Here is a 26,118-nt window from a genome sequence, read left to right on the forward strand (position 1 = left end):
GTCACGACGGCGGCAGCCGCTCCAGCTGCGCGCGCAGGACCGCGGCGACCTCGTCGGCGGCCGCCGACGGCGACCCCGCGACGGAGGTCACCGAGACGCCGAACACCCCGGAGCCGCACCAGGCCATCGCCGCCGGGCCCGGCAGGTCCTCCGCCGGCCGGTCGACGGTGAGCAGCCGGCAGCCGCCGGGCAGGCCGGGCGGGTCGTCGCGCAGCATGCCGCGGTAGAACTCGGCCTCGTTGCCGGCGACCTCGCGCGCGTAGGCGCCGGCGCCCGCCCGGTCCCGGAACTCGTAGACGAACACGCCGGTCACCGGCCCGGACTCCGCGCCGGCGCCCCAGAACCGCTCCCAGCCGAACCGGAAGCCGTGGTCGGCGAGGACGTCGCGCTCGCGGTGCGGGTCGCGGGCGTAGGCGGCGACGTCGGACACCCACTTCGCGCCGGCCGGCGGGGTGAGCGCGTCGTCGGGGAGCCGGGGCAGGCCGGAGGGCACCTCGGTCACGACCAGTTCCTCGAGCTCCTCCGGCGAGGTGGGCGCGGGCGCCTCCGGCGCGGCCGTCGCCTCCCCGGCCACGGAGCGGGAGCAGCCCGTCAGCAGCGGGGCGGCGCACAGCAGCGCACCCGCCAGGAGCCGGCCGGCCGTGCCCGGTCGCAGGGACAGCCGGCGGTGGGTCACCGGGGGGTCCGGCCGCCGTCCCGGCCGCCGGCGCGCAGCGCCGTGGCGACCAGCCGATCGACGAGCTCGGGATAGCTGACCCCCGAGGCCGCCCACATGCGAGGGAACATCGAGATCGGCGTGAACCCGGGCATGGTGTTCACCTCGTTGATGACCAGGTGGTCGCTGCCGTCGGGGTGACTACCCAGGAAGAAGTCGACCCGTGCCAGCCCGCGGCAGTCCAGTGCGAAGTACGCCCGGCGGGCGGCCTCCTGCACCGCCCGCGTCTGCTCGGCGGTGAGCTGGGCCGGGACGTCGAAGTCGACGGCGTCGTCGAGGTACTTGGCGTCGAAGTCGTACCAGTCGGTGCCCGGCCGCAGCCGGATCTCCGCGGGCAGGCTGGCCTCCGGTGGCCCGCCCTCGGGCCCGGCCAGGACGCCGCACTCGACCTCCCGTCCCGGCACGGCCGCCTCGACGATGACCTTGGGGTCGACGGCGGCAGCGGTCGCCACCGCGGCCGGGAAGTCCGCCCAGTCGGTCACCTTGGTGATGCCGATGCTGGAGCCGGCCCGCGACGGCTTGACGAACACCGGCAGCCCCAGCCGCTCGCGCGCGGCGTCGTCGAGCATCGACGGGTCGGCGCAGATCGCGCCCGAGGCGTCGCGCAGCACCACGTGGTCGCCCTGCGGCAGCCCGGCGGCCGCGAGCAGCTTCTTGGTGAACTCCTTGTCCATCGACGCGGCGCTGGCGAAGACGCCGGAGCCCACGTACGGGATCCCGGCCATCTCCAGCAGCCCCTGGATCGTGCCGTCCTCCCCGTAGGCCCCGTGCAGCACCGGGAAGACGACGTCGACCTCGGTCAGCGCCGGTCCGATGGCCGCGCCCGGCTCGAGGACGGCGAGCCCGCGGCCGGCCGGGTCGCCGACCAGCGACACCGCCGTCCCCCCGGAGACCTCGGGCAGCCGGCCGTCGGTGATCGCCAGCCCCTGCTCCGGGTCGGCGAGCACCCAACGGCCGTCGGTGGCGATGCCGACGCGCACCACCTCGTAGCGCTCCGGGTCCAGCGCGGCGATCACGCTGCCCGCGGACACGCAGGAGATCGCGTGCTCCGCGCTGCGCCCCCCGAAGACGACCGCGACGCGCACCTTGCCACCCTTGCCGCTCATCGCGGCCGACCCTAACGGAGCAATTTCGGAGGGCGGAGCTCCGGCCGTCCTCGGCCCCGTCCAGAGGCTCGCCCCGAGCCTGCGAGGGGTGAGGAGGACGGGGCCCTCTCAGAGGCTGTCGAGCGCCGCCGAGAGGTCGTCGACCAGATCGGCGGTGTCCTCGATCCCGCAGGAGAACCGCACGAAGCCCGGGTCCACCGCGTCCCCGCCCCACTGCGCCCGCCGGTCGACCGTGCTGTGCACCCCGCCGAAGCTCGTGGCGGCGGTCCACAGCCGGCTGGCGCCGAGCAGCCGCCCGACCGCCTCCGCCGAGGCCAGCGTCGCGGAGACCACGCCGTTCGGCCGCAGCATCTGGCGGACGGCCAGGGCGGCCGACGGGTCACCGGCAAGCCACGGCCACCGCACGCCGGTGACCGCCGGGTGGGCCGCGAGCAGGTCGGCGACCGCCGCGGCGGTGGCGCCCTGCCGAGCCAGGCGCAGATCGAGGGTGCTCATCGACCGGTGACCCAGCCACGCCTCGAACGGCCCCGGGGTGGCACCGGTGTGGTCGCGCCAGCCCTTCATGCGGGCGTGCAGATCGCCGTCGGGCGTGCTCACGTGGCCGAGCAGCAGGTCGCTGTGCCCGGTCAGGGCCTTGGTGTCGCTGCCGATCGTCAGGTCGGCGCCGAGCTCCAGCGGCCGCTGGCCGAGCGGCGTCGCGGTCGTGTTGTCGACGGCGAGCAGCGCGCCGGCCGCCTTCGTGGCGGCCGCCACGGCGGCGATGTCGCAGACGTCGAGCTGCGGGTTGCTCGGCGTCTCCAGCAGCACGAAACGGGCGCCCTCGAGGTCCCCGCGCGCGGCCACCTCACCGATGTCCGGCGTCGAGACGTACTCCACCCGCATCCCGAAGCGGGCGAGCTCGTCGGCGGCCAGCAACCGCGTGGCGTAGTAGCCGTCCGACGGCAGCACCACCCGGTCGCCGGCGCCCGCGCAGGCCAGCAGCGCGGCGCTGATCGCCGCCATGCCCGTGGCGAAGGACAGGCACCGGCCGCCGTCCAGCTCGCCGATCGCGTCCTCCAGGACGCGCAGCGTCGGGTGCTCGGTGCGGGCGTAGGCGTCCGCGCCCCCGGTGCGGGGCGGGACGTCGCCGAGGTGGAACGGCGCGGCGAACACCGGCGAGGGCCGCAGCGGCGCCCCGGGGACGGCGGGGTCCTCCCCCGCCCGGACCGCCCGGGTGCCGTCGCCGTACTCGGGATTCACTCGGCCTTCGCCTCGCGGGACATGATCTCGCGCACCATCTTCGCCGGGGCCTCCCCCTCGTGGCAGACGCGGACGACGGCCTCGGTGATCGGGACCTCGACGCCGTGGGCGCGGGCCAGGTCGAGCACCGACCGGCAGCTCTTGACGCCCTCGGCGGTCTGGCGGGTGCTCTGCTCCACCTCCTCGACCGTCATCCCGCGGCCGAGCTTCTCGCCGAAGGTCCGGTTGCGCGACAGCGGCGAGCTGCAGGTGGCGACCAGGTCCCCGAGGCCGGCCAGCCCGGCGAACGTGGTCAGCTCCGCGCCCAGCGCGATCCCGAGCCGGGCGGTCTCGGCCAGCCCGCGGGTGATCAGGGAGGCCCGGGTGTTGTCGCCGAAACCCAGCCCCTCCATCATCCCGACGGCCAGCGCGATCACGTTCTTGACCGCGCCGCCGAGCTCGCAGCCGACCAGGTCGGCATTGGTGTACGGCCGCAGGTAGGCCGTCTTGCAGGCCGCCTGCAGCGCCTCGGCGCGGCCGGTGTCCGGGCAGCCGATGACCGTGGCCGCCGGCTGCTCCTCGGCGATCTCGCGGGCGAGGTTCGGTCCCGAGAGCGCGGCGACCCGGTCGGTGCCGGCGCCGGTGACCTCGCAGATGACCTCGCTCATCCGCTTGGTCGTGCCGAGCTCGATGCCCTTCATCAGCGACAGCAGGCTGGCGTCGGCCGGCAGCAGCGGCGTCCACTCGGTCAGGTTCGCGCGCAGCGACTGCGACGGGACGGCGAGCACGACGACGTCGGCGTCGACCAGCGCCTCCCCCGCGTCGGCGGTGGCCCGCACCGCGGAGGGCAGCCGGATACCGGGCAGGTAGTCGCGGTTCTCGCCGTCCTCGGTGATCGCCTTGGCCAGCTCGGAGCGGCGGGCGAACAGGGCGACGTCGCAGCCGGCGTCGGCCAGCACCTTGGCGAACGTCGTCCCCCAGGAACCGGCCCCCAGCACGGCCGCCCGCGTCACGCGGCGCTCCCGGAGACGTCGCCGGGCAGCTCGCGCCCCGGCCGCGGGTGGAAGACGACCGGCGCCGGCTCGCCGCGCAGCTCGGCGAGCTGGTCGCGCACCCGCGACATGATCAGGTCGGTCGTGTCCCGCAGCAGGTCCGCCGACAGCGGCCGCCCGGCGCGCACCTCGGCGCGCAGCGCGGTGAGGTCGACCGGCTCCCCGACCAGGTAGTCGGCCGGTGTCCGCAGCCGCAGGTGCCACTTCTTCGTGTGGTAGTCGTGCAGCCGCTGCGGCCCCCACTGCGCGACCGGGACGACGACGGCGTCGGTGGTCAGGGCCAGCCGCGCCACGCCGGTGCGCGACTCCATCGGCCACCAGTCGGGGTCGCGGGTCACCGAGCCCTCCGGGTAGATGATGATCGCGTTGCCGGCCGCCAGGTCGGCCTGCGCGGCCGACACCGAGCCCCGCGCATCGGCGGTGAAGCGGGCCACCGGGATCTGCCCTGCGTGCCGGAGCACCCAGCCGACGACGCCCGTGAACAGCGACGACTTGGCGAGGAAGTGCGGGATCCGGCCGCTGTCGAACACCAGGCGCGCGCAGGCGATGGGGTCGAGGATCGAGACGTGGTTGGCCACCACCAGCACCGGTCCGGACGGCGGGATGCGCTCCTCGTGCCGGTAGCGCAGCCGGAACAGCAGCGAGGCGACCGGGTACACGGTGGCGATGCACACCCACATGCCGATCGGGATCGGCCGGCGGGTTCGCCACTTCGACGGTCGCGTCTGCTTCGCCACCGGCACCTCCTGGGATGTGATCCCGCCCATGATCGACCCTTCCGGCCCGGAGCACCGCAGGCGGGGTCCCCGCAGGCCGGTGGCGGTGTGCTGACAATGTGGTCGTGAGGGGGATGCCTGCGACGACCTGGTCGGTGGTGATCCCGGCGAAGCGCCTGGCGCTGGCCAAGACGCGCCTGCGTCCCGTCACGGCCGGGCCGGGCGGCACCGCGCACGCCGAGCTGGTGCTCGCCCTGCTGGCCGACACGGTGGCCGCCGCCGTCGACTGCCCGCTCGTCGGCCGTGTGCTGGTGGTCACCGACGACCCGGCCGCCCGCGAGACGGTGCGCGCGATCGGCGCCGCGACGGTCGGCGACGAGCCGGACCGCGGGCTCAACCCCGCCCTGGAGCACGGCGCCCGCAGCGCCGGCGGGCCGGCCGTGGCCGCGCTCTCCTCCGACCTGCCGGCGCTGCGGCCGGAGGAACTGGCGGCCGCGCTGACCGCGGCGCAGGCCGCGTCGCGCTGCTTCGTCGCCGACACCGACGGCACCGGCACGACGCTGCTGACCACCCTCGGCGCACCGCTGGACCCGCGGTTCGGCACCGGCTCGGCCGCCGCGCACCGGGCCAGCGGCGCCCTGCCACTGGTCGGCGACTGGCCCGGGCTGGCGCAGGACGTCGACACGGAGGCCGCCCTCCGCGCGGCGCTGCGCCTCGGGGTCGGCCCGAGCACGGCGGCGGTCACCGGCCGGCTCGGCGTGGCGAGCACCCGCCCCTGAGCGCACCCGCACGCCGTTCACCCCGGTACGGCACGATGACGGCGTGGCTCTCGAGACGGCGTCCGCCCGGTCAGCAGGAGCGCAGCAGCCGCTGCCGGCCGACCGCTTCCTCAACCGCGAGCTGTCCTGGCTGGACTTCAACGCCCGGGTCCTGGAGCTGGCCGAGGACGACACCTCGCCCCTGCTGGAGCGGGTGAAGTTCCTCGCGATCTTCGCCAGCAACCTCGACGAGTTCTTCATGGTCCGCATCGCCGGGCTCAAGCGCCGGCAGAGCACCGGGCTCACCGTCCGCTCCCCCGACGGGCTGACCATCCGGGAGCAGCTGTCCCGCGTGATCGAGCGGACCCAGGACCTCGTGCACCGGCACGCGAACGTCTTCCTGAAGGACGTCGCGCCACGGCTCGAGGAGGCCGGGATCCGGATCGTGCACTGGGAGGACCTCGCCGACACCGAGACCAAGCGGCTGCGCGACTACTTCCGGGACCAGGTCTTCCCGGTGCTCACCCCGCTCGCGGTCGACCCGGCCCACCCGTTCCCGTACATCAGCGGGCTCTCCCTCAACCTCGCCGTCTCGGTCCGCGAGCCGGAGGCCGGCACCTCGCACTTCGCCCGGGTGAAGGTGCCCAACAACGTGCCGCGGTTCGTGCCGGTCGGATCGGCGGACGGCGGGGCGACGTTCCTGCCGCTCGAGGACCTCATCGCCGCGCACCTGCCGCAGCTGTTCCCCGGCCTGGAGGTGCTCGCCCACCACCTGTTCCGGGTCACCCGCAACGCCGACCTGGAGGTCGAGGAGGACCGCGACGAGGACCTCCTGCAGGCCCTCGAGCGCGAGCTGGCCCGGCGCCGGTTCGGCCCGGCGGTGCGGCTGGAGGTCACCGACACGATGGACCCGCAGATCCTCGACCTGCTGCTCTCCGAGCTGGAGATCGGCCGGGAGGACGTCGTCGAGGTCCCCGGGCTGCTGGACCTGGCCGCGCTCTGGGGCCTGTACGACCTCGACCGCCCCGAGCTCAAGGACGAGCCGTTCGTCCCCGCCACCCATCCGCGCCTGTCCGAGGGCGAGACGCCCAAGAGCGTGTTCGCCACGCTGCGCGAGGGCGACGTGCTGGTCCACCACCCGTACCACTCGTTCGCGACCAGCGTGCAGCGCTTCATCGAGCAGGCGGCCGCCGACCCGAACGTGCTGGCGATCAAGCAGACGCTCTACCGCACCTCCGGCGACTCCCCGATCGTCAACGCGCTCGTCGACGCGGCCGTGGCCGGCAAGCAGGTCGTCGTCCTCGTCGAGATCAAGGCGCGTTTCGACGAGGAGGCCAACATCAGCTGGGCGCGTGAGCTGGAGAAGGCGGGCTGCCACGTCGTCTACGGCCTGGTGGGCCTGAAGACGCACTGCAAGACCGCGCTGGTGGTGCGCCGCGAGCACGGGGTGCTGCGCCGGTACTGCCACATCGGCACCGGTAACTACAACCCGAAGACGGCGCGCATCTACGAGGACCTCGGCATCCTCACCGCCGACCCGCGCGTGGGCGCCGACCTGACCGACCTGTTCAACACCTTGACCGGCTACTCCCGGCAGACCGCCTACCGGACGCTCATGGTCGCGCCGCGCGGCATCCGCGCCGGCCTGATCGACAAGATCCGGCGCGAGATCCGGCACGCGGAGGAGGGCCGCCCGGCGGGCATCCGGTTCAAGATGAACGCGCTGGTCGACGAGCGGATCATCGATGCGCTGTACGAGGCGTCGACCGCCGGCGTCCCGGTGGAGCTGCTCATCCGCGGCATCTGCGCGCTGCGCCCGGGGGTTCCGGGGCTGTCGGAGAACATCCGGGTGCGCTCGATCGTCGGCCGCTTCCTCGAGCACTCGCGGGTGATGTCGTTCGCCAACGGCGGCGAGCCGGAGTTCTGGATCGGCAGCGCCGACCTTATGCACCGCAACCTCGACCGGCGGGTGGAGGTGCTGCTCAAGGTCTGCGAGGAGCCGGCACGGGCCCAGCTGCAGACGATGTTCGACGAGGCGATGGCGCCCGGTGTGCGGTGCTGGGAGCTGGGCGCCGACGGGGCGTGGACACGCGGCGGCGAGCAGGACTACCAGGCCGAGCTCATGGAGCGGGCCGGTGAGCACGCCGGCTGAGACGCCGGTGCTCGCCGCGGGTGGGGTGGTCTGGCGGGCGAGCCCGGACGGCGTCGTCGAGACGGCCCTGGTGCACCGGCCCAAGTACGACGACTGGTCGCTGCCCAAGGGCAAGCTCGACGCCGGCGAGCACTCGCTGACCGCGGCGGTGCGCGAGGTCGGTGAGGAGACCGGCCTGGCCGTCGTCGTCGGCCGGCGCAGCCTGCGCACCCGGTACGCCGTCCCCGAGGGCGACAAGCAGGTCGACTACTGGCTGATGCAGGCCGTCGGCGGGGAGTTCGAGCCCAACTCCGAGGTCGACGAGCTGCGCTGGCTGCCGCTCGGCGAGGCCGATCAACTGGTCACGCACGGGCACGACCGCGCGGTGGTCGCCGACCTCGCCCGGGACGACGTCCCGCGGGCGCCGACGCTGCTGCTGATCCGCCACGGCAGCGCCGGCAGCAGGTCCGAGTGGGACGGCCCCGACGAGCTGCGGCCGCTGGACGCCAAGGGCCGCCGCCAGGCACGGCGGCTCGCCGACGTGCTGCCGCTGTTCGCGCCCACCGCCGTCCTGTCGGCGGAGCGGACCCGCTGCCGGGACACGGTGGCGCCGCTGGCCGACGACCTCGGCCTCGACGTCCTGCCCTGCCGTGAACTCGGCGAGGAGGAGTTCTCCGACGACCCGCAGGCCGGGCTGGCGATCGTCGAGCGGCTGCTCGCGCCGCGGAACCGCCCGGGCGTCACCGTGCTGTGCAGCCAGGGCGGGGCGATCCCGTCGGTGCTGCTGGCCCTGGGCGTGCGCTGGGAGGGCGTCGCGGGGCGGCTGTACCCGCCGGCGGCCAAGGGCAGCACCTGGGCGCTCGGCGGCCGCCCCGGCGCGCTGACCGCCGACTACTACCGCGACTTCTCCGCAGCGCTCTGAGTGACCCCTCTGCAGGGTCCCGCCGCGAGCTTTGCGAGCGGTGGGGGGCAGAGGGGTCCTTTCTCAGCGGGCGGGCAGGGCCTGCGGCTTCCAGGAGGGGCGCTGCGCCTCGAAGGCCTCGATGTCGCCGACGTGGCGCTCGGTGAGGCCGACGTCGTCCAGCCCCTCCAGCAGCCGCCAGCGGGTGTAGTCGTCGATGTCGAAGCCGACGACCCGGTCGGCGAACCGGACCTCCTTGGCGACCAGGTCGACGGTCACCTCGGTGGCCGGGTCGGCCTCGACCGCCGTCCACAGCGCCTCGACCTCGGGCTGCGGCAGCAGCACGGTGAGCAGGCCCGACTTGGTCGAGTTGTTGCGGAAGATGTCGGCGAACCGCGAGGAGATCACCGCGCGGAAGCCGCCGTCGAGCAGCGCCCAGACGGCGTGCTCGCGGGAGGAGCCGGTGCCGAAGTCCGGCCCGGCGACCAGGATCGACGCGTTCGCGTACTGCGGCTGGTTGAGCACGAAGTCGGGCTCGTTGCGGCGCCAGGCGACGAACAGGCCGTCCTCGAAGCCGGTGCGGGTGATCCGCTTGAGGTACTCGGCCGGGATGATCTGGTCGGTGTCGACGTTGGTCCGCCGCAGCGGGGCCGCGGTGCCGGTGTGGGTGGTGAAGGCGTCCATCAGGCGGGAACTCCAGCGGTCTCGAGGTCGGCGGGGGCGCTCAGGTGGCCGGTCAGCGCCGTGGCGGCGGCGACGGCCGGGGACACCAGGTGGGTCCGGCCGCCCTTGCCCTGCCGGCCCTGGAAGTTGCGGTTGCTGGTGGACGCCGAGCGCTCCCCCGGCTGCAGCTGGTCGGGGTTCATGCCCAGGCACATCGAGCAGCCCGCGCCGCGCCACTCGGCGCCGGCCTCGAGGAACACCTGGTCCAGACCCTCGGCCTCGGCCTGCGCCTTGACCCCGACCGAGCCGGGGACGACGAGCATCCGGGTGTCGGGGTCGATCCTCTTGCCGCGCAGCAGCTCGGCGGCGACCCGCAGGTCCTCGATCCGGCCGTTGGTGCACGAGCCGAGGAAGACGGTGTCGACCTTGATCTCCCGCAGCGGGGTGCCGGCGGTCAGGCCCATGTAGGCCAGCGCCTGCTCGGCGGCGGTGCGGTCGTGCTCGTCGGCGATCTCGGCCGGATCGGGCACCCGCTCGGAGATCGGCAGGCCCTGGCCGGGGTTGGTGCCCCAGGTGACGTACGGCGTCAGCGCGGCGGCGTCGATGTGCACCTCGCGGTCGAAGACGGCGTCCTCGTCGGTGCGCAGCGTCGTCCAGTACTCGACGGCGGCGTCCCAGTCCTCGCCCTGCGGGGCGTGCGGGCGGCCCTTCAGGAACTCGAAGGTCGTCTCGTCGGGAGCGATCAACCCGGCGCGGGCGCCGGCCTCGATCGACATGTTGCAGATGGTCATCCGGGCCTCCATCGAGAGCTTCTCGATGGCGCTGCCGCGGTACTCGATGACGTGGCCCTGGCCGCCGCCGGTGCCGATCTGGGCGATGACGGCCAGGATGATGTCCTTGGCCGAGACGCCCGGGGGCAGCTCGCCGTCGACGGTGACCGCCATCTGCTTGGGCCGGTACTGCGGCAGGGTCTGGGTGGCCAGCACGTGCTCGACCTCGCTGGTCCCGATGCCGAACGCCAGGGCGCCGAACGCGCCGTGCGTCGAGGTGTGGCTGTCGCCGCAGACGATCGTCGTCCCCGGCTGGGTGAGGCCCAGCTGCGGGCCGATGACGTGCACGATGCCCTGGTCGCGGTCGCCCATCGGCGCGAGCCGGATGCCGAACTCGGCGGCGTTCGTGCGCAGCGCCTCGACCTGGGCGCGGCTGACCGGGTCGGCGATCGGCTCGAGGATGTCGAGGGTCGGGACGTTGTGGTCCTCGGTCGCCATCGTCAGCTCGGGACGGCGGACCTTGCGGCCGGCGGCGCGCAGACCGTCGAACGCCTGCGGGCTGGTCACCTCGTGCACGAGGTGCAGGTCGAGGTAGAGCAGGTCCGGCTCACCGGCTGCACTGCGCACGACGTGGGCGTCGTAGACCTTCTCCGCCAGGGTCTTCGGCACGGCACTGGTCCTCTCGGGGGATCTCACTGGCGCTCCCACTGTATGGGATGCAAGTATTGCTGTGTGGGACAGCCTAACCCCGTCGCGGTTCTGGACAAAGCGGTGGCCATCCTCCGCGCCGTCGCCGAGGAGCCGGCGTCGCTCGCCGACCTCGTCGCGCGCACCGGGCTGCCCCGGGCGACGGCGCACCGGCTGGCCGTCGCGCTCGAGGGCCACCGGCTCGTGGAGCGCACGGAGGCCGGCACCTGGGCCACCGGGCCGGGGTTGCGCGAGCTGGCCCGCAGCGGCCCGAACCTCGCCGAGCTGGCCGAGCGGCACCTGGCGACACTGCGCGACGTGAGCGGCGAGAGCGCGCAGTTCTACGTCCGGGACGGCGCCTCGCGGGTCTGCGTCGCCGCCGCCGAGCGGGCGCACGGGCTGCGCGACACGGTGCCGGTGGGCGCCCGGCTGCCGCTCACCGCGGGGTCCGCGGCGCACGCCCTGCTCGCCTTCGCCCCCGCCGACGAGGTCACGCCGCTGCTGCCCTCGGCCAGTTTCACCGCCCGCACGCTGCTCGACGTGCGCCGGCGCGGCTGGGCGCACAGCATCGCCGAGCGCGAGGCCGGGGTGGCGTCGCTGTCGGCGCCGGTGCGCGACGGCGCGGGCGGCGTGCTGGGCGCGGTCTCCATCTCGGGGCCGGTGGAGCGGCTGGGCCGCCGTCCGTCGCCGGAGGTGATCGGCGCCGTCCTCGACGCCGCCTCGGCCATCTCCCGCGCCGTCCGCTGAACCCGGGCTTCCGTCGGCCGGGCGGCTCGGCGAACACTGCACCCCATGACCGCCACGGAGACCCACGCCGGCCGTGCTCGCATCGCCGAGCCGGGTGAGGGCATCGGCCTCGACGAGCTGGCCCTGGCCACCCGCAACCACGGGATGCCCCTCGAGGCGCTGCGCTACGACATCACGCCGCCGGGGCTGCACTACGTGCTCACGCACTACGACATCCCCGCCGTCGACCCCGGCACCTGGCGACTGGAGCTCACCGGCGCCGTCGAGCGGCCGCTGAGCCTCGGCCTCGAGCAGCTTCAGCGCCGTCCGCAGGTCACCGCGCACGTGCTGCTGGAGTGCGCCGGAAACGGCCGCGCCCGCTACGAGCCGCGGCCGGTCAGCCAGCCCTGGCTGCTCGAGGCCGTCGGCGCCGCCGAGTGGACCGGTACCCCGCTGGCACCGCTGCTGGAGGAGGCGGGCCTCTCCGAGGACGCGGTCGACGTCGTCTTCACCGGCGCCGACCACGGCGTCGAGCGCGGCGTCGAGCAGGACTACGCCCGCGGTCTGCCGCTCGCCGAAGCGCTGCGCTCCGACGCGCTGCTGGTGTGGGGCATGAACGGCGCTCCGCTGCCGCCGCAGCACGGTGCTCCGGTGCGGCTGATCATCCCGGGCTGGTACGGCATGGCCCACGTCAAGTGGCTGCGGCGGATCGACGTCCTCGACCGGCCGTTCGACGGCTTCCAGAACGCCACCGCCTACCGCCTGAAGGTCGACGCGCACGAGGACGGCGAGCCGGTGACCCGCATCCGGCCCCGGGCGCTGGTCACCCCGCCGGGCTGGCCGGACTTCATGACGCGGGAGCGATTCGTGCGCCCGGGCACGGTCGAGCTGTCGGGGCGGGCGTGGTCGGGGCAGGCGCCGGTCACCCGGGTCGAGGTGAGCACCGACGGCGGCGGCACGTGGGACGACGCCGTCCTCTCCCCCGCCGACCCCGAGCACCCCTACACCTGGCGGGCGTGGTGCTACGAGTGGGAGGCCGTCCCGGGGCGTGCCGAGCTGCTGGCCCGCGCCACCGACGAGGCCGGGGAGACGCAGCCGGTCGAGCAGGAGTGGAACCGGCAGGGCATGGCGAACAACCTCGTCCAGCGGGTCCCCGTCACCGTCCTCGAGAACTGAGGGGACCTTTTTCGGGCTCGAGTCCCGGGACTTGAGCCCGAAAAAGTCCCTAATGGGCGGGGCGGTCCTCGTCCGTGCTCTCCCGCGCCTCGGCGACGGCCTGCTCGTCGACGACGACCGGGCGCAGCCGGGTCCACACCGCGAAGGCGATCGCGACGGCCACCATCACGAGGCCGGACCAGAGGTTGGCGTTGACGCCGCCGGTCTTGTCGGGCTCGGGGTCCGCGAACAGGCCCATGAGGACCAGCACGACGCCGTAGAGACCGATCAGGCCGGCGATGAAGGTGCGCACGTCGTAGGCGCCGGCGGTGTGCTTGCGGCCGCCGTCCCGGGAGGTGGGGGTGCTCATCGCGCGCTCCTCAGCGGAAGATCAGGTTCAGGGCGATGACCAGGACCAGCGAGATGCCGGCCAGCTTGGTCGGGGACTGGTACCAGGGCAGCCGGGACGCGTCGGGGTCGGTGCGCTGCTCCTTGGGCGTCTCGGAGTAGACGAGGCCGACGAGTTCGGCCGCCGGCCTCGGGCGGGTCACCTGGGTGACGACGACGCTCACGACGATGTCCACGACGAACGCCACACCGGCGGCGACGAAGCTCGCCCCCTGGCCGGACAGCGGGAGCACGCCCAGCGACGCCGTCCCGAGGGCGTCCTCGCTGAGCACCGCGACCAGGACGGCGGCGACCGTGCCGGAGACCAGGCCCGCCCAGCCCGCGGTCGCGGTCATCCGCTTCCAGAACATGCCGAGGATGAACGTCGCGAACAGCGGCGCGTTGAAGAAGCCGAAGAGCAACTGCAGGTAGTCCATCAGGTTGCTGTAGCCCGCGGCGATCAGCGCGGTCCCGATGGCGATGACCGTGGCGGCGACCGTGGCCAGCCGCCCGATCCGCAGGTAGTAGCCGTCCGGCCGGTCCTTCTTCACGTACTGCTGCCAGATGTCGTAGCTGAACACGGTGTTGAAGGCCGAGATGTTGGCCGCCATGCCGGCCATGAACGCCGCCAGCAGGCCGGCCAGCGCCACACCCAGCAGCCCGTTGGGCAGCGTGTCCTGGATCAGGAACAGGATCGAGTTGTTGTAGTCGAAGCTCGCGTCGCCGCTCTCCTTCGCCTGGGCGACGGCGGGCACCAGGACGCCGGCGATCATCCCCGGGATCACGACGATGAACGGGATGAACATCTTCGGGAACGAGCCGACGACCGGGGTGGCGCGGGCCGCGGACATCGACTTGGTCGCGAACGCCCGCTGCACCTCGACGAAGTTCGTCGTCCAGTAGCCGAAGGAGAGCACGAAGCCCAGGCCGAACACGATGCCGATGACCGACCAGAAGGAGCTGGTGAAGCCGGTGAGGTTGGTCCCGGGCCAGGAGGAGAGCTCGTCCGCGTTGCCCGCAGCGGTCATCTTGTCGACCAGGCCGCCGATGCCGCCGACCCGGTTGAGGCCGATGAGGGTGAGCGGCAGCAGCGCGGCGACGATCACGAAGAACTGCAGCACCTCGTTGTAGATCGCCGCGGAGAGCCCGCCGAGGGTGATGTAGCTGAGCACGATCGCCGCGGCGACGATCAGCGAGACCCACAGCGGCCAGCCGAGCAGCGCGTTCACGATGCTGGCCAGCAGGTACAGGTTGATGCCCGCGATGAGCACCTGGGCGACGGCGAAGCTGATCGCGTTCACCAGGTGCGCTCCGGTGCCGAAGCGGCGGCGCATGAACTCCGGGACGCTGCGGACCTTGGAGCCGTAGTAGAAGGGCATCATCACGATGCCGAGGAAGAGCATCGCCGGGATGGCGCCGACCCAGTAGTAGTGGAAGGTCGGCATGCCGTACTGGGCGCCGTTGGCGGACATGCCGACGATCTCGACGGCGCCGAGGTTGGCCGAGATGAAGGCCAGTCCGGTGATCCAGGCCGGCAGGGACCGGCCGGACAGGAAGAAGTCGAGGCTGTCGGACACCCGGCGCCGGGCGGCGAACCCGATGCCGAGGACGACGGCGAAGTACACGACGACCAGCGCGTAGTCGACGAACGAGGCGTCGAGTCTGAGGTCCACGAAGGCCTTCTTCCTCCCGCGGACGCGGGATTCACGCGATGCGCCGGGCCCCTTCCGAGGGGACGGCGACGAACGTGCGGGGCGGCGGCGCCCCCTCGCGGTCGAACCTCTCGGTGACGGCCGCGACCACCGCATCCACCCGGTCGGCGTCGACCAGCGCGATCGCGCTCCCCCCGAAACCGCCGCCGACCATGCGGGCGCCGTACGCCCCGGCGGCGGTCGAGGCCTCGACCACCGCGTCCAGCAGCGGCGTCGAGATCTCGAAGTCGTCGCGCAGGGAGAGGTGGCCGGCCGTGAGCACCGGCCCGATCGCCCGGACGTCCTCCTTACCCCGCAGCGCCGCGACAGCCTCCAGCACCCGGGCGTTCTCGGTCACGATGTGCCGGGCCCGCCGCTGGAGCACCGCGCCGCCGGGGGTGCCGTCGGCCAGGACGGCGAGCGCGGCGACGTCGGGGACCTCGCGCAGCAGTCCGACCCCGAGGCGGGCGGCCGCCTCCTCGCACTCGCGGCGACGGTCGCCGTACCCGCCGCCGGCGTGCTCGTGGGTCTGGCCGGTGTCGACGACCAGGAGCGCCAGCCCGGCGGCGGCCAGGTCGAAGGGCACCTGCTCGCTGCTGCGGTCGCGGGTGTCGAGGAACAGCGCGTGCCCCGCCGTGCAGAGCATCGACGCCGACTGGTCGAGGATCCCGGTGGGTGCCCCGACGAAGTCGTTCTCGGCCCGCCGGGCGACGTCGACCAGGTCGGCCGCGCTCAGTTGGGGCGCGCACAGGTCCCGCACGGCGAGGGCGACGGCGCACTCGAGGGCGGCCGACGACGACAGACCCGCGCCGGCGGGGACGTCGCTGTCGACGAGCACCGAGAGCCCGCCGCCCCCAGCCACCGCCTCGCGCAGCTCGTGCACGACCCCGGCGGGGTAGCCGGCCCAGCCGGCGGGCCGGCCGGGCTCCAGAGCGGCGACCGGCACGACGACGACGTCCTCGGGCTGCTGCAGCGAGGCGAACGCGACCGCGCCGTCGGTCCGCGGGCCGACCGCCGCGCGCGTCGAGTGCGGCAGCGCCATCGGCAGCACGAAGCCGCCGTTGTAGTCGGTGTGCTCGCCGATCACGTTGACCCGGCCGGGCGCCGCCCACACGCCGGCGGGCTCGGTGCCGAACCGTGCGGTGAACGCCTCGCGGGCGGTCTTCGCCGCCTGCGCGTCGCTCACGCGCCCACGACCACGGCACGCAGCTGCTCGGCGACGTCCTCCGGGTTGGTGTCCGTGATGAACGCACCCATCCCCGACTCCGAGCCGGCCAGGTACTTGAGCTTGCCGGGGGCCCGCCGGATCGAGAACAGCTGCAGGTGCAGCCACCACTCGTCACGGCCCTCGCGCACCGGCGCCTGGTTCCAGGCGGCGATGTAGGGCATCGGGGTGTCGAACCGGCGCGCGAAGCGGCCGAGCACGTCGAGGTAGACCTCGACGAAGGCGTCCCGCTGGGCGTCGTCGAGCGCCGGCAGGTCGGGCACCCGCCGGGTCGGGAAGAAGTGCACCTCGTACGGCCAGCGCGCCGCGGCGGGGACGAACGCCGTCCAGAGCTCGTTCTCGCAGACCACCCGCGGGCCCTTGCGCTCGCTCTCCACCACCTCGGCGAACAGGTCGCCGTCCGCCCGCCGGACGGAGTCGAGGATCTTCGCCGCGCGGGGCGGCAGGTACGGGTAGGCGTAGATCTGCCCGTGCGGGTGGGAGAGGGTCACCCCGATCTCCTCGCCGTGGTTCTCGAACGGGAAGACGTACTCGACGCCGTCGACGGCGGAGAGGGCCTCGGTCCGGTCGGCCCAGGCGTCGACCACCAGGCGGGCCCGCCCGGGGCCGAGCTCGGCGAAGACGCGGTCGTGCGCGTCGGTGAAGCAGACGACCTCGCAGCGGCCGAAGCCGGGGCGCAGCTCGGCCAGCGGGGCGCCGGGTGCGGTCGGCGGCACGTCGCGGTCGACGCCGGTCGCCAGCGACGGGAACCGGTTCTCGAAGACGACGACCTGGTAGTCGCTCTCCGGGATCTCGGTCGGCCGCCCCGGCCGCGACGGGTCGAGCGGGCACTCGTCGGCCGGCGGCAGGAACGTGCGCGACTGCCGGTGCGAGGCGATGGCGACCCACTCGCCGAGCAGGGCGTCGTAGCGCAGCTGCGAGCGGGTGCTGACCGGCGGGAGGTCGCGGGTGTCGACCGCATCACGGGTCCCGGGGGACCCGTCCTCGTCGTAGTAGAGAATCTCCCGGCCGTCGGCCAGCCGACGACTCGTCCGGATCACCGCTGACCGACCTCCGCGTCCAGGGGGCCGGGTCTCGGCCCACAGAACGCTATCCCCGCGTTCGGATCATGGGCCACTCGGGGTGGGGAGCGCCCCCGAACGCCGAGGAGCTCCCGGCCGGTGGCCGGGAGCTCCTCGCACAGACGTAGCCCCGAGGGGATTCGAACCCCCGCTACCGCCTTGAGAGGGCGGCGTCCTGGGCCGCTAGACGACGGGGCCGCGGCAGCACCGATCCTGCCACGCCCGGGGCCGGCCGGTGCCACCGGGCCGTGCCCCGAACGCACGAGCGCCCCCGGCCGGGTGGGCCGGGGGCGCTCGCGGTGCGTAGCCCCGAAGGGATTCGAACCCTCGCTACCGCCGTGAGAGGGCGGCGTCCTGGGCCGCTAGACGACGGGGCCGTGCGGTACTGCAAGAGGAACCAGGCTTCCTCGCTGGGGTACCAGGACTCGAACCTAGACTAACGGAGCCAGAATCCGTCGGGCTGCCAATTACCCCATACCCCAAGGGTGGCGCGGCACCTCGCGGCGCCAGGAAGAGACCATACCTGACGGTTCCGGAGAGGCGGTCACCGCCCCCAGGGCGTGGCGGGCTGCGGCTGCCCCGGCGCCGGGGCCGCGGGCCCGTTCGGACCCGGCCCCGCGACCGCCGGCGCGGGCGGGCGCAGGTCCAGCGCGGCAGTGACCGTCTCGGGCTCCAGCCGCCGCCGGACGAGGCCGACGGCGGCCACGTAGGCGCCCATGGCGAGCAGGTCCACGAGCACCGCCAGCACGCCGGGACCGGAGACGTCCTCGGTCGCGACGGCCTCGCCGAGTGCGCCCGCCAGGACGAAGACCAGCACATTGTTGACCGCGTGCAGCACGATGGCCGCCTCCAGCCCCCCGGTCAGCCACACCACCGCGGAGGCGGCGAGACCGAAGAAGAACCGGTCCAGGAAGGTCACGACGTCCGGTGGGATGTGCGCCAGGGAGAACAGCGCGGCGGTGAGCACCGCGGCCACGACCGCCCCCGCCCGGGGGGCGCGGATCCAGCCGGCGATCGCCTGGCTGAGGTAGCCGCGGAAGAGGTACTCCTCCGCAGCCGACTGCAGCGGTGTGGTGAGAAACACGACCAGGAGCAGCCAGCCGTAGCCAGGGATCGGCCCGGTGACCGCGGCCGGATCGAAGGCCACGGAGATGCCCACGGTGAGGGCGAGCCCCACGCCGAGGGTGGCCAGCGCCCGCAGGGTCAGCGGCAGGAACAGCCGCCGTCGCAGCCGGGCCAGCACGGACGACGACCAGCCGATCCGCATCCCGTGCGCGACCGCCCAGGCCAGCCAGACGGTCGGGATGGCCACGATCAGCGTCAGGTTGGTGACCAGCAGGGTGACCGGGTCGGTGAGGTTCTGCAGCGCCAGATCCGGCCCGACGGCGGTCAGCAGGGCCACCAGGACGACGATGACGTCGGCCACCGAGAAGACGACGCCGAACAGCACCAGCCCGAGCAGCGGGCGCCACCAGCGCCAGTCCCGCGAGCGCATGACCTGCAGGAACGGCCGGGGCACGTCGTGCGGCGGCGTGCCCGGGGGCGGCTGCCAGCGGATCGGGGGCCCGGGCGGCCACGGCGCGACGGCCTGCCCCCACGGCGCCCCGGGATACGGCGCGGCCGGCCACGGCGCGGTGCCCCAGGGCGCGGTGCCCCAGGGCGCGGTGCCCCAGGGCGGCTGCGGCCACGGTCCCGGCGGTGCCGGGTAGCCGCCCGTCCAGGGCGCCCGGACCGCGCCGGGGACGACGGGCGGTGCGCCGTACGGCCCGGTCGGCGGCGGTCCCGCGTAGGGCTCGTGCTCCGGGGCGGTCATCCGCGGCCCGCTCAGCCGGCCAGCCGGCGGGCCCGGTCCAGGCGGGCGAGGGTCCGCTCACGGCCGAGCAGCTCGATCGACTCGTACAGCGGCGGGGAGACCGTCCGTCCGCTGACCGCGACCCGCACCGGCCCGAAGGCCTGCCGGGGCTTGCGGCCGAGGCCGTCGACCAGCGCCGTCTTCAGCGCCTCCTCGATCGCCTCGGTGGTCCAGCTGTCCAGGCCGGCCAGCGCCGCCGAGGCCGCGTCCAGCACCTCCCCCGCGCCGTTCCCGGCGAGCTGCTTGTCGGCGGCCGCGGGGTCGATCTCGACGTCCTCGGTGAACAGGAAGGAGAGCAGCCCGACGGCGTCGGAGAGCACCACCATGCGCTCCTGGGCGAGCGGGGCGATCGCCTCGAGCACCCGGCGCTGCTCCTCCGTCGGCGGCTCGGCGACCAGCCCGGCCGCGGCCAGGAACGGGATCACCCGCTCGACGAACTCCCCCAGCGGCAGCGCGCGCAGGTGCGTGGCGTTGATCGCCTCGGCCTTCTTCAGGTCGAACCGCGCCGGGTTGGCGCTGACCCGGGTGACGTCGAAGGCCTCGACCATCTCGGTGGGCGAGAACACGTCGCGGTCGTCGGCGATCGCCCAGCCGAGCAGCGCGAGGTAGTTGATCAGCCCCTCGGGCAGGAAGCCGCGGTCGCGGTAGACGTCGAAGTTGGACTGCGGGTCGCGCTTGGACAGCTTCTTGTTGCCCTCGCCGAAGACCAGCGGCAGGTGCCCGAACCGCGGCGTCCCCTTGGCGACGCCGACGTCCGTGAGCGCCTGGTACAGCGCGATCTGCCGCGGGGTGGAGGGCAGCAGGTCCTCGCCGCGCAGCACGTCGGTGACGCCCATCAGCGCGTCGTCGACCGGGTTGGTGAAGGGGTAGAGCGGCACGCCGTTGCCGCGCAGCAGCACGAAGTCGGGGATCGATCCGGCGGCGAAGGAGATGTCGCCGCGGACCAGGTCGGTCCAGGTGATGTCGGTGTCGGGCATCGCCAGCCGGAGCACCGGCAGCCGGCCCTCGTCCCGGAAGGCCTGCTTCTGGGCGTCGGTGAGATAGCGGTCGGCGTTGTCGTAGCCGAGCTTGGGGTCCTGGCCGGCGGCCAGGCGGCGGGCGTCGACCTCCTCGTTGGTGGAGAAGGACTCGTAGGCGTGCCCGGCCTCGAGCAGCTTGGCGGCGACGTCGCGGTAGATCTCGTGCCGCTCGGACTGCCGGTAGGGCCCGTGCGGTCCCCCGACCTCGGGGCCCTCGTCCCACTCCAGCCCGAGCCAGCGCATGCACTCGAGCAGGTGCCGGTAGGACTCCTCGGTGTCGCGGGCGGCGTCGGTGTCCTCGATCCGGAAGACGAACGTGCCGCCGGTGTGCCGCGCGTGCGCCCAGTTGAACAGCGCCGTCCGCATGGCGCCGACGTGCACCAGGCCCGTCGGGGACGGGCAGAACCGGGTGACGCTCATCGGGCCCCGCCGGCGGTGGAGACGCGGTCGGCGTCCGACACCGGGTTGGACAGGGTGCCCAGCCCCTCGATCGTCACGTCCACCCGCTGGCCGGCCTTGATCGGCCCGACGCCGCTCGGCGTGCCGGTGAGGACGACGTCGCCCGGCAGCAGCGTCATGACGTCGGAGATGTAGGAGATCAGCGTCGGGACGTCGAAGAGCAGCTGGCTGGTGCGGCCGGACTGGCGCAGCTCGTCGTCCACGGTGCAGGTGACCTCGAGGTCCGCCGGGTCCTTGCCCAGGCCGGCGAGGTCGGTCTCGATCCACGGGCCGATCGGGCAGAACGAGTCGAAGCCCTTGGCGCGGGTCCACTGCCCGTCGCTCTTCTGCATGTCCCGCTCGGTGACGTCGTTGGCGATCGTGTAGCCGAAGATGCTGGCCGCCACCTGGTCCGGGCGGACGTGCCGGGCGCCGCGGGCGCCGATGACGACGGCGAGCTCGGCCTCGTGGTGGACGTTGGTGCTGCCCGGCGGGATGCGGATGGCGTCGCCGGGGCCGATCACCGAGGTCGACGGCTTGAGGAACAGCAGCGGCTCCTTGGGCGCGTCGCCGGTGTTCATCTCCTTGACGTGCTCGGCGTAGTTCTTGCCGACGGCCACGACCTTGCTCGGCAGGATCGGCGAGAGCAGCCGGACGTCGGCCTGGGCGTGGCGGGCGCCGGTGAAGGAGATCTGGCCGAACGGGTGACCCTCGATCTGGGCGACGTGGCCGTCCCCGTCGAGGACGCCGAAGGACATGCCCTGAGGGCTCGCGAAGCGGACGATGCGCACGGCGTCGAGGCTAGTCGGCCAGCGGTGGAAGCCCCGGCCCGCTCCGGGCTACGGTCGGCCCATGATCCTCATCGTGGTCAAGTTCCCCGTCCGGCCAGAGCGCGCCGGTGAGTGGACGGCGCTGGCCGGCGACTACGCCCGCGCGGTGAACGCCGAGGAGGGCAGCCTCTTCTTCGAGTGGTCGCGCAGCCTGGACGAGCCCGACACGTTCGTGTGCGTGGAGGGCTTCCGGGACGCCGCCGCCGGGGCCGCGCACACCGGGACCGACCACTTCAAGCGGTTCGTCGACGAGGCCCCCGACCTCGTGGCCGCGCAGCCGCAGATCATCTACGCGGACGTCCCCGACCTCAGCGGCTGGGGGCCCATGGGCGAGATCCGGCCGCGCGGCTGAGGGCCGCGCGTGGCCTGCCGGTTCACCGAGCTGGTGGTCGACTGCCGCGACGCCGACGCGCTGGCCGCCTGGTGGGCCGCGGTGCTCGGCTACCGCGTCCTGTCCCGCGACGAGGACGGCGCCGTCGAGATCGGCCCGGAGGCCGGCTTCGGCGGGGCGGCGCCCACGCTCGTGTTCGCGCCGGTACCCGACCCGGCGCCGGGCAAGGCGCGGCTGCACATCGACGTCTCCGCCACCGACCGCGACCAGGACGCCGAGCTGGCCCGGCTGCTGGAGCTGGGCGCCACCCCGGCCGACGTGGGCCAGACCGGCGAGGAGTCCTGGCACGTGCTGGCCGACCCGGAGGGCAACGCCTTCTGCCTGCTGCGCAGCCGGGTCGAGCCGGTCACGGGTTGAACTCGCGCTCCGGCGTGACCTCGACGTCCAGCAGCAGCGGGGCGTCCATCGTGCGCAGCCGGGGCAGGACGTCGTCCAGGGCCTCCAGCAGCTCGTCGTAGGTGGCGATCCGGCGGGCCGGGCAGCCCAGCGCGGCGGCGAGGGCGGAGAGCCGCACCTCGGGGAAGCCCGGCCACGGCGCCTTCTGGCCGGTGCGCTCGGCCAGCTTGTCCATGATCGCGTAGCCCCCGTTGGCGAGGACGACGAACAGCGTGCCGACGCCGTAGTTCGCCGCCGTCCACAGCGCCTGGACGGCGTACAGCGACGAGCCGTCGCCGAGGACCGCGACGACCGGCCGGTTCGGCTGCGCCATCCGCACGCCGATCGCGGCCGGCAGGCCGAAGCCCAGCCCGCCCATCGCGGCGGACAGGAAGCCCAGCGGCTCGCGGGCCGGCACCGTCTCCTCCAGCGCCTGCCGGGTGGACGGCGTCTCCTCGACGATCACCGTGTCGCGGTCGGTGCGCTCGGCGAGCAGCGCGTACACGTGCGGCGCCCGCAGCGGCTCGCCCGGCCCGGGCTGCGGGATCCGCGGCACCACCCGCGGGGGCCGGCCGGAGGGCGCGCGCGGCGTCACCCGCTCGGCGAGCGCGGCGCAGAACACCCGCGGATCGGTGAGCACCGCCAGGTCGGCCGGGCTGCGGTGCACCTCGGCGGGGTCCTGGCTGACCTGGACGATCCGGACGCCGTCCTCGGCGAACGGCCCGGGCTCGTACGGGTACTGCCGGAAGACCGGCGCGCCCACCACGAGGACGACGTCGTGCGGCGCCAGCACCCCCCGCAGCCGGCCGCGGCCGGCGGGCAGCAGGCCGGCGTAGTGCGGGTGGTCCTGCGGAAAGCCGGCGCGGGCCCCGAAGGCCTCCTGCCGCACCGGCGCGTCGAGCCGCTCGGCGAGCGCGACCAGCGCCGCCCGGGTGCCGGCCGTGTCGGCGCCGGCTCCCACGACGAGCAGCGGCGCCCGCGCGCCGTCGAGCAGGTCGGCGACCTCGGTGACGGTCGCCTCGTCGACGCCGGCCGGACGCCGGACCGCGCGCGGTGCGGCCGGCGGGCCGCCGGCGGTCAGGGGCTGCGCCCAGTCGTCCATCGGGACGAGCACCAGCGCCGGGCCGCGGTGCGTGAGCGCCTCCTGGTAGGCGCGCCCGATGGCACCGGGCACGTCCTGGGCGGTCAGGGGCTGGTCGACCCACACCGGGTAGTCGCCGGCCAGACCCTCGAGCCGGCCGGTGAGGAACGGCTCGAGGGCCAGGTGCCGGCGGTCCTGCTGGCCGACCAGCACGACCAGCGGCGCGCGGTTGACCCGGGCGGTGGCCAGCGCCCCGACCGCGTTCCCCAGCCCCGCGGTCGTGTGCAGGTTGACCAGGGCCGGGCGCTCGTTCGCGATCGCCCAGCCGGTCGCGACGCCCACGACCGACCCCTCGTGCAGGGCCAGGACGAACCGGATGTCCTCCGGCAGCCCGGCGAGCAGGGGCACCTCGGTCGAGCCGGGGTTGGCGAAGATCGTCGTCAGGCCGAGCCGCCGGCACTCCTCCAGCGTGGCGTCCCGGACGGTCCGCGCCGTCCCTGTCGAGGGGTCGGTCATGGGCCGCGTCGTCAGTCCGTCGCGAGCAGCGACGAGACGTCGACGGTGTCCTCGGTGATGCCGTACTGCGTCATCAGGTCGGCCACCGTCTCCAGCGAGTCCACGTTCACGTCCTGCGGGAACGCCGGCAGCGCGATCTGGTCGGCGACCTCGGGGGCGATCTGCGTGTAGGTCGTGACGATGCGGCGGACCTCGTCGGGGTTGTCGTTGGCGTACTTGAGCGACTCCTGGATCGCGGCCTGGAAATTGTCGACGACGTCCGGGTTCTGCTGGATGTACTGCTCGGTGGTGAAGTACGTGGCCACCGTCAGGTCGTCGACCGCCTCGGCGAAGTTGGCCACGACCTTGCGGGCGCCCTGCGAGGTCGCCGCGGTGACGAACGGCTCGACCACCCAGGCGGCGTCGACGTCGCCGTTCAGCACGGCGGCGGGCATGTCGGGGAAGGCCAGCTCGACGAAGTTGACGCTGTCGGGGTCGCCGCCGGCGTCCTCCACCACCTTGCGGATGGTCACCTCGCCGATGTTCTTGAGGTTGTTCACCGACACCGTCTTGCCGGCCAGGTCGGCCGCGGTCTGGATCGGGCTGTCCGGCGGGACGACGACGTAGGAGAAGTCGGTCTCCGGGTCGCCGGTCGACGAGTTGCCCTCGGCGACGATGCGCAGCGGGATGCTCTGGGACGCGGCGAGCAGGATCGAGGTGACGTTGCCGAAGGAGAACTCGAAGTCGCCGGCGACGACACCGGGCACCGCGGCCGCGCCGCCGGACTCCTGGACCAGCGTCAGGTCGATGTCGTGGTCCTCGAAGAAGCCCTGCTCCTTGCCGAGGTAGATGGGCGCGACGTCGACGATCGGGATGACCCCGACGGTGAGCGCCGTGGTGCCGCCGCCCTCACCCGAGGACGAGCCACCGCCGCCGTCACCCGAACCGCAGGCGGCGGTGGTCAGGAGCGCCAGGACGGCGATCGGGGTCAGCAGACGACGCATGGTGGCTCCTTGCCGGTGTCGGGTGTGCGGGACGGGCCGGTCGGCCGGCGGCGCTCATCTCCCCGGGCCGGCCGCGGGCTCCGAGGCGTCGTAGGCCCCGGCGTCGGGGGTCGCGGCGGGGCCGCCGCCGCGGCGGTGCTTGGCGAGCTGGATCTGCTCGTAGACGTGCGCGCGCAGTTCGGCGAAGTGCCGCGAGGAGCGGGTCTCGAGCTGGTTGCGCGCGTCGGGCAGGTCGATGGTCAGGTCCTCCATCACCACCGTCGGGGAGGAGGACAGGACCAGGACGCGCTGGCCGAGGTAGACCGATTCGTCGATGTCGTGGGTGACGAACAGGATCGTGACGCCCAGCCGGTGCCAGAGGTTGCGGATGAGGTCCTCGAGGTCGGCGCGGGTCTGGGCGTCGACGGCGGCGAACGGCTCGTCCATCAGCAGCACCCGCGGCTGGTAGGCCACCGCGCGGGCGATCGCCACGCGCTGCTGCATGCCGCCGGAGAGCTGCCACGGGTAGGCGCCGTGCGCCTCGGCCAGCCCGACCGCCTCCAGCGCGTCGGCGACGAGGCGGCGGCGCTCGCCCCTGGACAGTTTCTTCTGCTTCAGCGGCAGCTCGACGTTGCCGACCACGGTCAGCCACGGGAACAGCGAGCGGCCGTACTCCTGGAAGACGACGGCCATGGACTCCGGCGGCCTGGTCACCGTCTGCCCGGCCAGGGTCACGCTGCCCTTCGTCGGGGCGAGCAGCCCGGCGATGATCTTCAGCAGCGTCGTCTTCCCGGCCCCGGACGGGCCGACGATGCATACCAGCTCCCCGTCGCCGACCGCGAAGGTCAGATCCCGCACCGCCTCCACCGTGCGCCCGGCGCCGGTGTAGATCTTCTGCACGCCCGCCACCTCGAGCAGCGCGCCGGCCGGTGAGCTCATCTCTCTCCTCGTTGCGCGGCGCGCAGGCCGCGGTACCAGCGCAGGGTGCGCCGCTCGAACAGGGCGAAGATCAGCGAGAGCGCCACGCCGAGCAGGCCCAGCAGCAGGATCCCGGTCCACATCTCCGGGATGGCGAAGCTGCGCTGGAACTGCACGATCGCGAACCCCAGCCCGTTGGACGAGGCGAACATCTCCGAGATGACCATCAGGATGATCGAGATGCTCAGCGCCTGCCGCATGCCGGCGACGATCTGCGGCGAGGCGGCCGGCAGCACCAGGTACCGCAGCCGGGCGAGGCCGGTGATCCGGTAGGAGCGGGAGGTGTCGGAGAGCACCTCGTCCACCGCGCGCACGCCCTCCACGGTGTTGAGCAGCACCGGCCAGACGGCCCCGGAGATGATCACGATGATCTTGGCGGTGGTACCGATCCCGGCGAAGAGGAACAGGATGGGGATGAGCACCGGAGGCGGGATCGCCCGGAAGAACTCCAGCACCGGCTCGGTGGTCCGCCGCAGCGTCCGGTTGCCGCCCAGCAGCACGCCCAGCCCGATACCGAGGACGACGGCACCGGCGTAGCCGAGCAACAGCCGCCCGACGCTGGGCAGGACGTCGTCGCCGATCCGCGCACCGAACCACACGTCCGGGAACCGGCCGAGGATGGTCGACAGCGGCGGCCAGTAGTAGGTCTGGCTGTCCGCGGAGAGCACCCACCAGCCCACCAGCAGCACGACCGGCAGAGCGAGCGCGTACACC

25 protein-coding genes and 3 tRNA genes are annotated in these 26,118 nt (G+C 73.8%); 7 read left to right on the forward strand and 21 right to left on the reverse strand.

Annotation, left to right across the window (positions count from 1 at the left end; genetic code table 11):
* Position 1 precedes the first annotated feature (1 nt).
* From AB3388_RS21490 to AB3388_RS21510, 5 genes are all read right to left on the reverse strand, one after another.
* A complete protein-coding gene (locus AB3388_RS21490) occupies positions 2 to 676 on the reverse strand; it encodes a hypothetical protein (RefSeq protein WP_495407351.1) in 675 nt (224 codons plus the stop codon).
* A complete protein-coding gene (locus tag AB3388_RS21495; RefSeq protein WP_495407352.1) occupies positions 673 to 1,821 on the reverse strand; it encodes a D-alanine--D-alanine ligase family protein in 1,149 nt (382 codons plus the stop codon). The genes AB3388_RS21490 and AB3388_RS21495 overlap by 4 nt, the downstream gene beginning before the upstream one ends.
* A 108-nt stretch (positions 1,822 to 1,929) precedes the next feature.
* Positions 1,930 to 3,060 carry a cystathionine gamma-lyase gene (locus tag AB3388_RS21500; RefSeq protein WP_495407353.1) on the reverse strand — a complete coding sequence of 377 codons (1,131 nt, stop codon included), beginning with the start codon at positions 3,058 to 3,060 and terminating at the stop codon, positions 1,930 to 1,932.
* The gene (locus AB3388_RS21505) at positions 3,057 to 4,052 is read right to left on the reverse strand and encodes an NAD(P)H-dependent glycerol-3-phosphate dehydrogenase (protein WP_495407354.1); all 996 of its coding nucleotides are present in this window, start codon (positions 4,050 to 4,052) and stop codon (positions 3,057 to 3,059) included. The genes AB3388_RS21500 and AB3388_RS21505 overlap by 4 nt, the downstream gene beginning before the upstream one ends.
* The gene (locus AB3388_RS21510; protein ID WP_495407355.1) at positions 4,049 to 4,828 is read right to left on the reverse strand and encodes a lysophospholipid acyltransferase family protein; all 780 of its coding nucleotides are present in this window, start codon (positions 4,826 to 4,828) and stop codon (positions 4,049 to 4,051) included. The genes AB3388_RS21505 and AB3388_RS21510 overlap by 4 nt, the downstream gene beginning before the upstream one ends.
* A 113-nt stretch (positions 4,829 to 4,941) precedes the next feature.
* On the opposite strand from AB3388_RS21510, the gene cofC reads away from it, so the two are divergent.
* The 3 genes from cofC to AB3388_RS21525 are packed head-to-tail and all read left to right on the forward strand — an operon-like array spanning position 4,942 to position 8,618.
* On the forward strand, positions 4,942 to 5,586 hold the full coding sequence (gene cofC / locus AB3388_RS21515) for a 2-phospho-L-lactate guanylyltransferase (RefSeq protein ID WP_495411477.1): 645 nt from the start codon (positions 4,942 to 4,944) through the stop codon (positions 5,584 to 5,586).
* 43 nt (positions 5,587 to 5,629) lie between these two features.
* On the forward strand, positions 5,630 to 7,717 hold the full coding sequence (locus tag AB3388_RS21520; protein WP_495407356.1) for an RNA degradosome polyphosphate kinase: 2,088 nt from the start codon (positions 5,630 to 5,632) through the stop codon (positions 7,715 to 7,717).
* Positions 7,701 to 8,618 carry an NUDIX hydrolase gene (locus AB3388_RS21525; RefSeq protein ID WP_495407357.1) on the forward strand — a complete coding sequence of 306 codons (918 nt, stop codon included), beginning with the start codon at positions 7,701 to 7,703 and terminating at the stop codon, positions 8,616 to 8,618. The genes AB3388_RS21520 and AB3388_RS21525 overlap by 17 nt, the downstream gene beginning before the upstream one ends.
* Positions 8,619 to 8,681: 63 nt before the next feature.
* Here the strand turns inward: AB3388_RS21525 and leuD are convergent, their stop codons facing one another.
* Together leuD and leuC are read right to left on the reverse strand one after the other, a co-directional pair.
* The gene (leuD, locus tag AB3388_RS21530; RefSeq protein WP_495407358.1) at positions 8,682 to 9,281 is read right to left on the reverse strand and encodes a 3-isopropylmalate dehydratase small subunit; all 600 of its coding nucleotides are present in this window, start codon (positions 9,279 to 9,281) and stop codon (positions 8,682 to 8,684) included.
* On the reverse strand, positions 9,281 to 10,699 hold the full coding sequence (gene leuC / locus AB3388_RS21535) for a 3-isopropylmalate dehydratase large subunit (RefSeq protein ID WP_495407359.1): 1,419 nt from the start codon (positions 10,697 to 10,699) through the stop codon (positions 9,281 to 9,283). The genes leuD and leuC overlap by 1 nt, the downstream gene beginning before the upstream one ends.
* Before the next feature lie 42 nt (positions 10,700 to 10,741).
* Here leuC and AB3388_RS21540 point away from each other — a divergent pair, with 42 nt between their 5' ends.
* Together AB3388_RS21540 and AB3388_RS21545 are read left to right on the forward strand one after the other, a co-directional pair.
* Positions 10,742 to 11,464 (forward strand): IclR family transcriptional regulator, encoded by a 723-nt coding sequence (locus tag AB3388_RS21540; RefSeq protein ID WP_495407360.1) that lies wholly within the window; start codon positions 10,742 to 10,744, stop codon positions 11,462 to 11,464.
* Positions 11,465 to 11,509: 45 nt separating this feature from the next.
* Positions 11,510 to 12,619 (forward strand): sulfite oxidase, encoded by a 1,110-nt coding sequence (locus AB3388_RS21545; RefSeq protein WP_495407361.1) that lies wholly within the window; start codon positions 11,510 to 11,512, stop codon positions 12,617 to 12,619.
* Between the two features lie 49 nt (positions 12,620 to 12,668).
* On the opposite strand, the gene AB3388_RS21550 is transcribed toward AB3388_RS21545, so the two are convergent.
* The 10 genes from AB3388_RS21550 to AB3388_RS21595 all read right to left on the reverse strand — a co-directional run bounded on the left by AB3388_RS21550 (position 12,669) and on the right by AB3388_RS21595 (position 21,062).
* A complete protein-coding gene (locus AB3388_RS21550; protein WP_495407362.1) occupies positions 12,669 to 12,968 on the reverse strand; it encodes a hypothetical protein in 300 nt (99 codons plus the stop codon).
* A gap of 10 nt (positions 12,969 to 12,978) precedes the next feature.
* Entirely contained in the window at positions 12,979 to 14,658 is a 1,680-nt protein-coding gene (locus AB3388_RS21555; RefSeq protein WP_495407363.1) for a sodium:solute symporter family protein, read from the reverse strand.
* 31 nt (positions 14,659 to 14,689) lie between these two features.
* Entirely contained in the window at positions 14,690 to 15,862 is a 1,173-nt protein-coding gene (gene galK / locus AB3388_RS21560; protein WP_495407364.1) for a galactokinase, read from the reverse strand.
* Entirely contained in the window at positions 15,859 to 16,941 is a 1,083-nt protein-coding gene (gene galT, locus AB3388_RS21565; RefSeq protein WP_495407365.1) for a galactose-1-phosphate uridylyltransferase, read from the reverse strand. The genes galK and galT overlap by 4 nt, the downstream gene beginning before the upstream one ends.
* A gap of 146 nt (positions 16,942 to 17,087) precedes the next feature.
* Positions 17,088 to 17,160 (reverse strand) — tRNA-Glu (locus AB3388_RS21570).
* Positions 17,161 to 17,266: 106 nt separating this feature from the next.
* A tRNA-Glu gene (locus AB3388_RS21575) sits at positions 17,267 to 17,339 on the reverse strand.
* Between the two features lie 33 nt (positions 17,340 to 17,372).
* Positions 17,373 to 17,444: transfer RNA gene (locus tag AB3388_RS21580), tRNA-Gln, on the reverse strand.
* A 62-nt stretch (positions 17,445 to 17,506) separates the two neighbouring features.
* A complete protein-coding gene (locus AB3388_RS21585) occupies positions 17,507 to 18,775 on the reverse strand; it encodes a CPBP family intramembrane glutamic endopeptidase (RefSeq protein ID WP_495407366.1) in 1,269 nt (422 codons plus the stop codon).
* Positions 18,776 to 18,786: 11 nt separating this feature from the next.
* Positions 18,787 to 20,253, reverse strand: coding sequence for a glutamate--tRNA ligase (gene gltX / locus AB3388_RS21590; protein ID WP_495407367.1), 1,467 nt, complete (start codon positions 20,251 to 20,253; stop codon positions 18,787 to 18,789).
* The gene (locus AB3388_RS21595; RefSeq protein WP_495407368.1) at positions 20,250 to 21,062 is read right to left on the reverse strand and encodes a fumarylacetoacetate hydrolase family protein; all 813 of its coding nucleotides are present in this window, start codon (positions 21,060 to 21,062) and stop codon (positions 20,250 to 20,252) included. Before AB3388_RS21595 ends, gltX begins: the two co-directional genes overlap by 4 nt.
* Positions 21,063 to 21,123: 61 nt before the next feature.
* Here AB3388_RS21595 and AB3388_RS21600 point away from each other — a divergent pair, with 61 nt between their 5' ends.
* Positions 21,124 to 21,453, forward strand: a complete 330-nt coding sequence (locus tag AB3388_RS21600; protein ID WP_495407369.1) for a putative quinol monooxygenase — start codon at positions 21,124 to 21,126, stop codon at positions 21,451 to 21,453.
* Positions 21,454 to 21,462: 9 nt separating this feature from the next.
* Positions 21,463 to 21,849, forward strand: coding sequence for a VOC family protein (locus tag AB3388_RS21605; RefSeq protein ID WP_495407370.1), 387 nt, complete (start codon positions 21,463 to 21,465; stop codon positions 21,847 to 21,849).
* On the opposite strand, the gene AB3388_RS21610 is transcribed toward AB3388_RS21605, so the two are convergent.
* From AB3388_RS21610 to AB3388_RS21625, 4 genes are read right to left on the reverse strand one after another with little or no spacing between them, the layout of a single operon-like run.
* Entirely contained in the window at positions 21,839 to 23,464 is a 1,626-nt protein-coding gene (locus AB3388_RS21610) for a thiamine pyrophosphate-dependent enzyme (RefSeq protein WP_495407371.1), read from the reverse strand. The genes AB3388_RS21605 and AB3388_RS21610 overlap by 11 nt on opposite strands.
* A gap of 11 nt (positions 23,465 to 23,475) precedes the next feature.
* The gene (locus AB3388_RS21615) at positions 23,476 to 24,447 is read right to left on the reverse strand and encodes an ABC transporter substrate-binding protein (protein WP_495407372.1); all 972 of its coding nucleotides are present in this window, start codon (positions 24,445 to 24,447) and stop codon (positions 23,476 to 23,478) included.
* A 54-nt stretch (positions 24,448 to 24,501) separates the two neighbouring features.
* Positions 24,502 to 25,365, reverse strand: a complete 864-nt coding sequence (locus AB3388_RS21620; protein WP_495407373.1) for an ABC transporter ATP-binding protein — start codon at positions 25,363 to 25,365, stop codon at positions 24,502 to 24,504.
* Positions 25,362 to 26,117, reverse strand: a complete 756-nt coding sequence (locus tag AB3388_RS21625) for an ABC transporter permease (RefSeq protein ID WP_495407374.1) — start codon at positions 26,115 to 26,117, stop codon at positions 25,362 to 25,364. Before AB3388_RS21625 ends, AB3388_RS21620 begins: the two co-directional genes overlap by 4 nt.
* Position 26,118: the final 1 nt, after the last annotated feature.

The sequence above is a fragment of the Geodermatophilus sp. SMS 5-13 genome (assembly GCF_059428245.1).

Coding starts and splice junctions, on each gene's coding strand:
- AB3388_RS21495 (WP_495407352.1), bottom strand. CDS start 1,821: ATGAGCGGCAAGGGTGGCAAGGTGCGCGTCGCGGTCGTCTTCGGGGGG.
- leuD (WP_495407358.1), bottom strand. CDS start 9,281: ATGGACGCCTTCACCACCCACACCGGCACCGCGGCCCCGCTGCGGCGG.
- AB3388_RS21600 (WP_495407369.1), top strand. CDS start 21,124: ATGATCCTCATCGTGGTCAAGTTCCCCGTCCGGCCAGAGCGCGCCGGT.
- AB3388_RS21550 (WP_495407362.1), bottom strand. CDS start 12,968: ATGAGCACCCCCACCTCCCGGGACGGCGGCCGCAAGCACACCGCCGGC.
- cofC (WP_495411477.1), top strand. CDS start 4,942: ATGCCTGCGACGACCTGGTCGGTGGTGATCCCGGCGAAGCGCCTGGCG.
- AB3388_RS21585 (WP_495407366.1), bottom strand. CDS start 18,775: ATGACCGCCCCGGAGCACGAGCCCTACGCGGGACCGCCGCCGACCGGG.
- gltX (WP_495407367.1), bottom strand. CDS start 20,253: ATGAGCGTCACCCGGTTCTGCCCGTCCCCGACGGGCCTGGTGCACGTC.
- AB3388_RS21540 (WP_495407360.1), top strand. CDS start 10,742: ATGGGATGCAAGTATTGCTGTGTGGGACAGCCTAACCCCGTCGCGGTT.
- AB3388_RS21610 (WP_495407371.1), bottom strand. CDS start 23,464: ATGACCGACCCCTCGACAGGGACGGCGCGGACCGTCCGGGACGCCACG.
- AB3388_RS21615 (WP_495407372.1), bottom strand. CDS start 24,447: ATGCGTCGTCTGCTGACCCCGATCGCCGTCCTGGCGCTCCTGACCACC.
- AB3388_RS21620 (WP_495407373.1), bottom strand. CDS start 25,365: ATGAGCTCACCGGCCGGCGCGCTGCTCGAGGTGGCGGGCGTGCAGAAG.
- AB3388_RS21545 (WP_495407361.1), top strand. CDS start 11,510: ATGACCGCCACGGAGACCCACGCCGGCCGTGCTCGCATCGCCGAGCCG.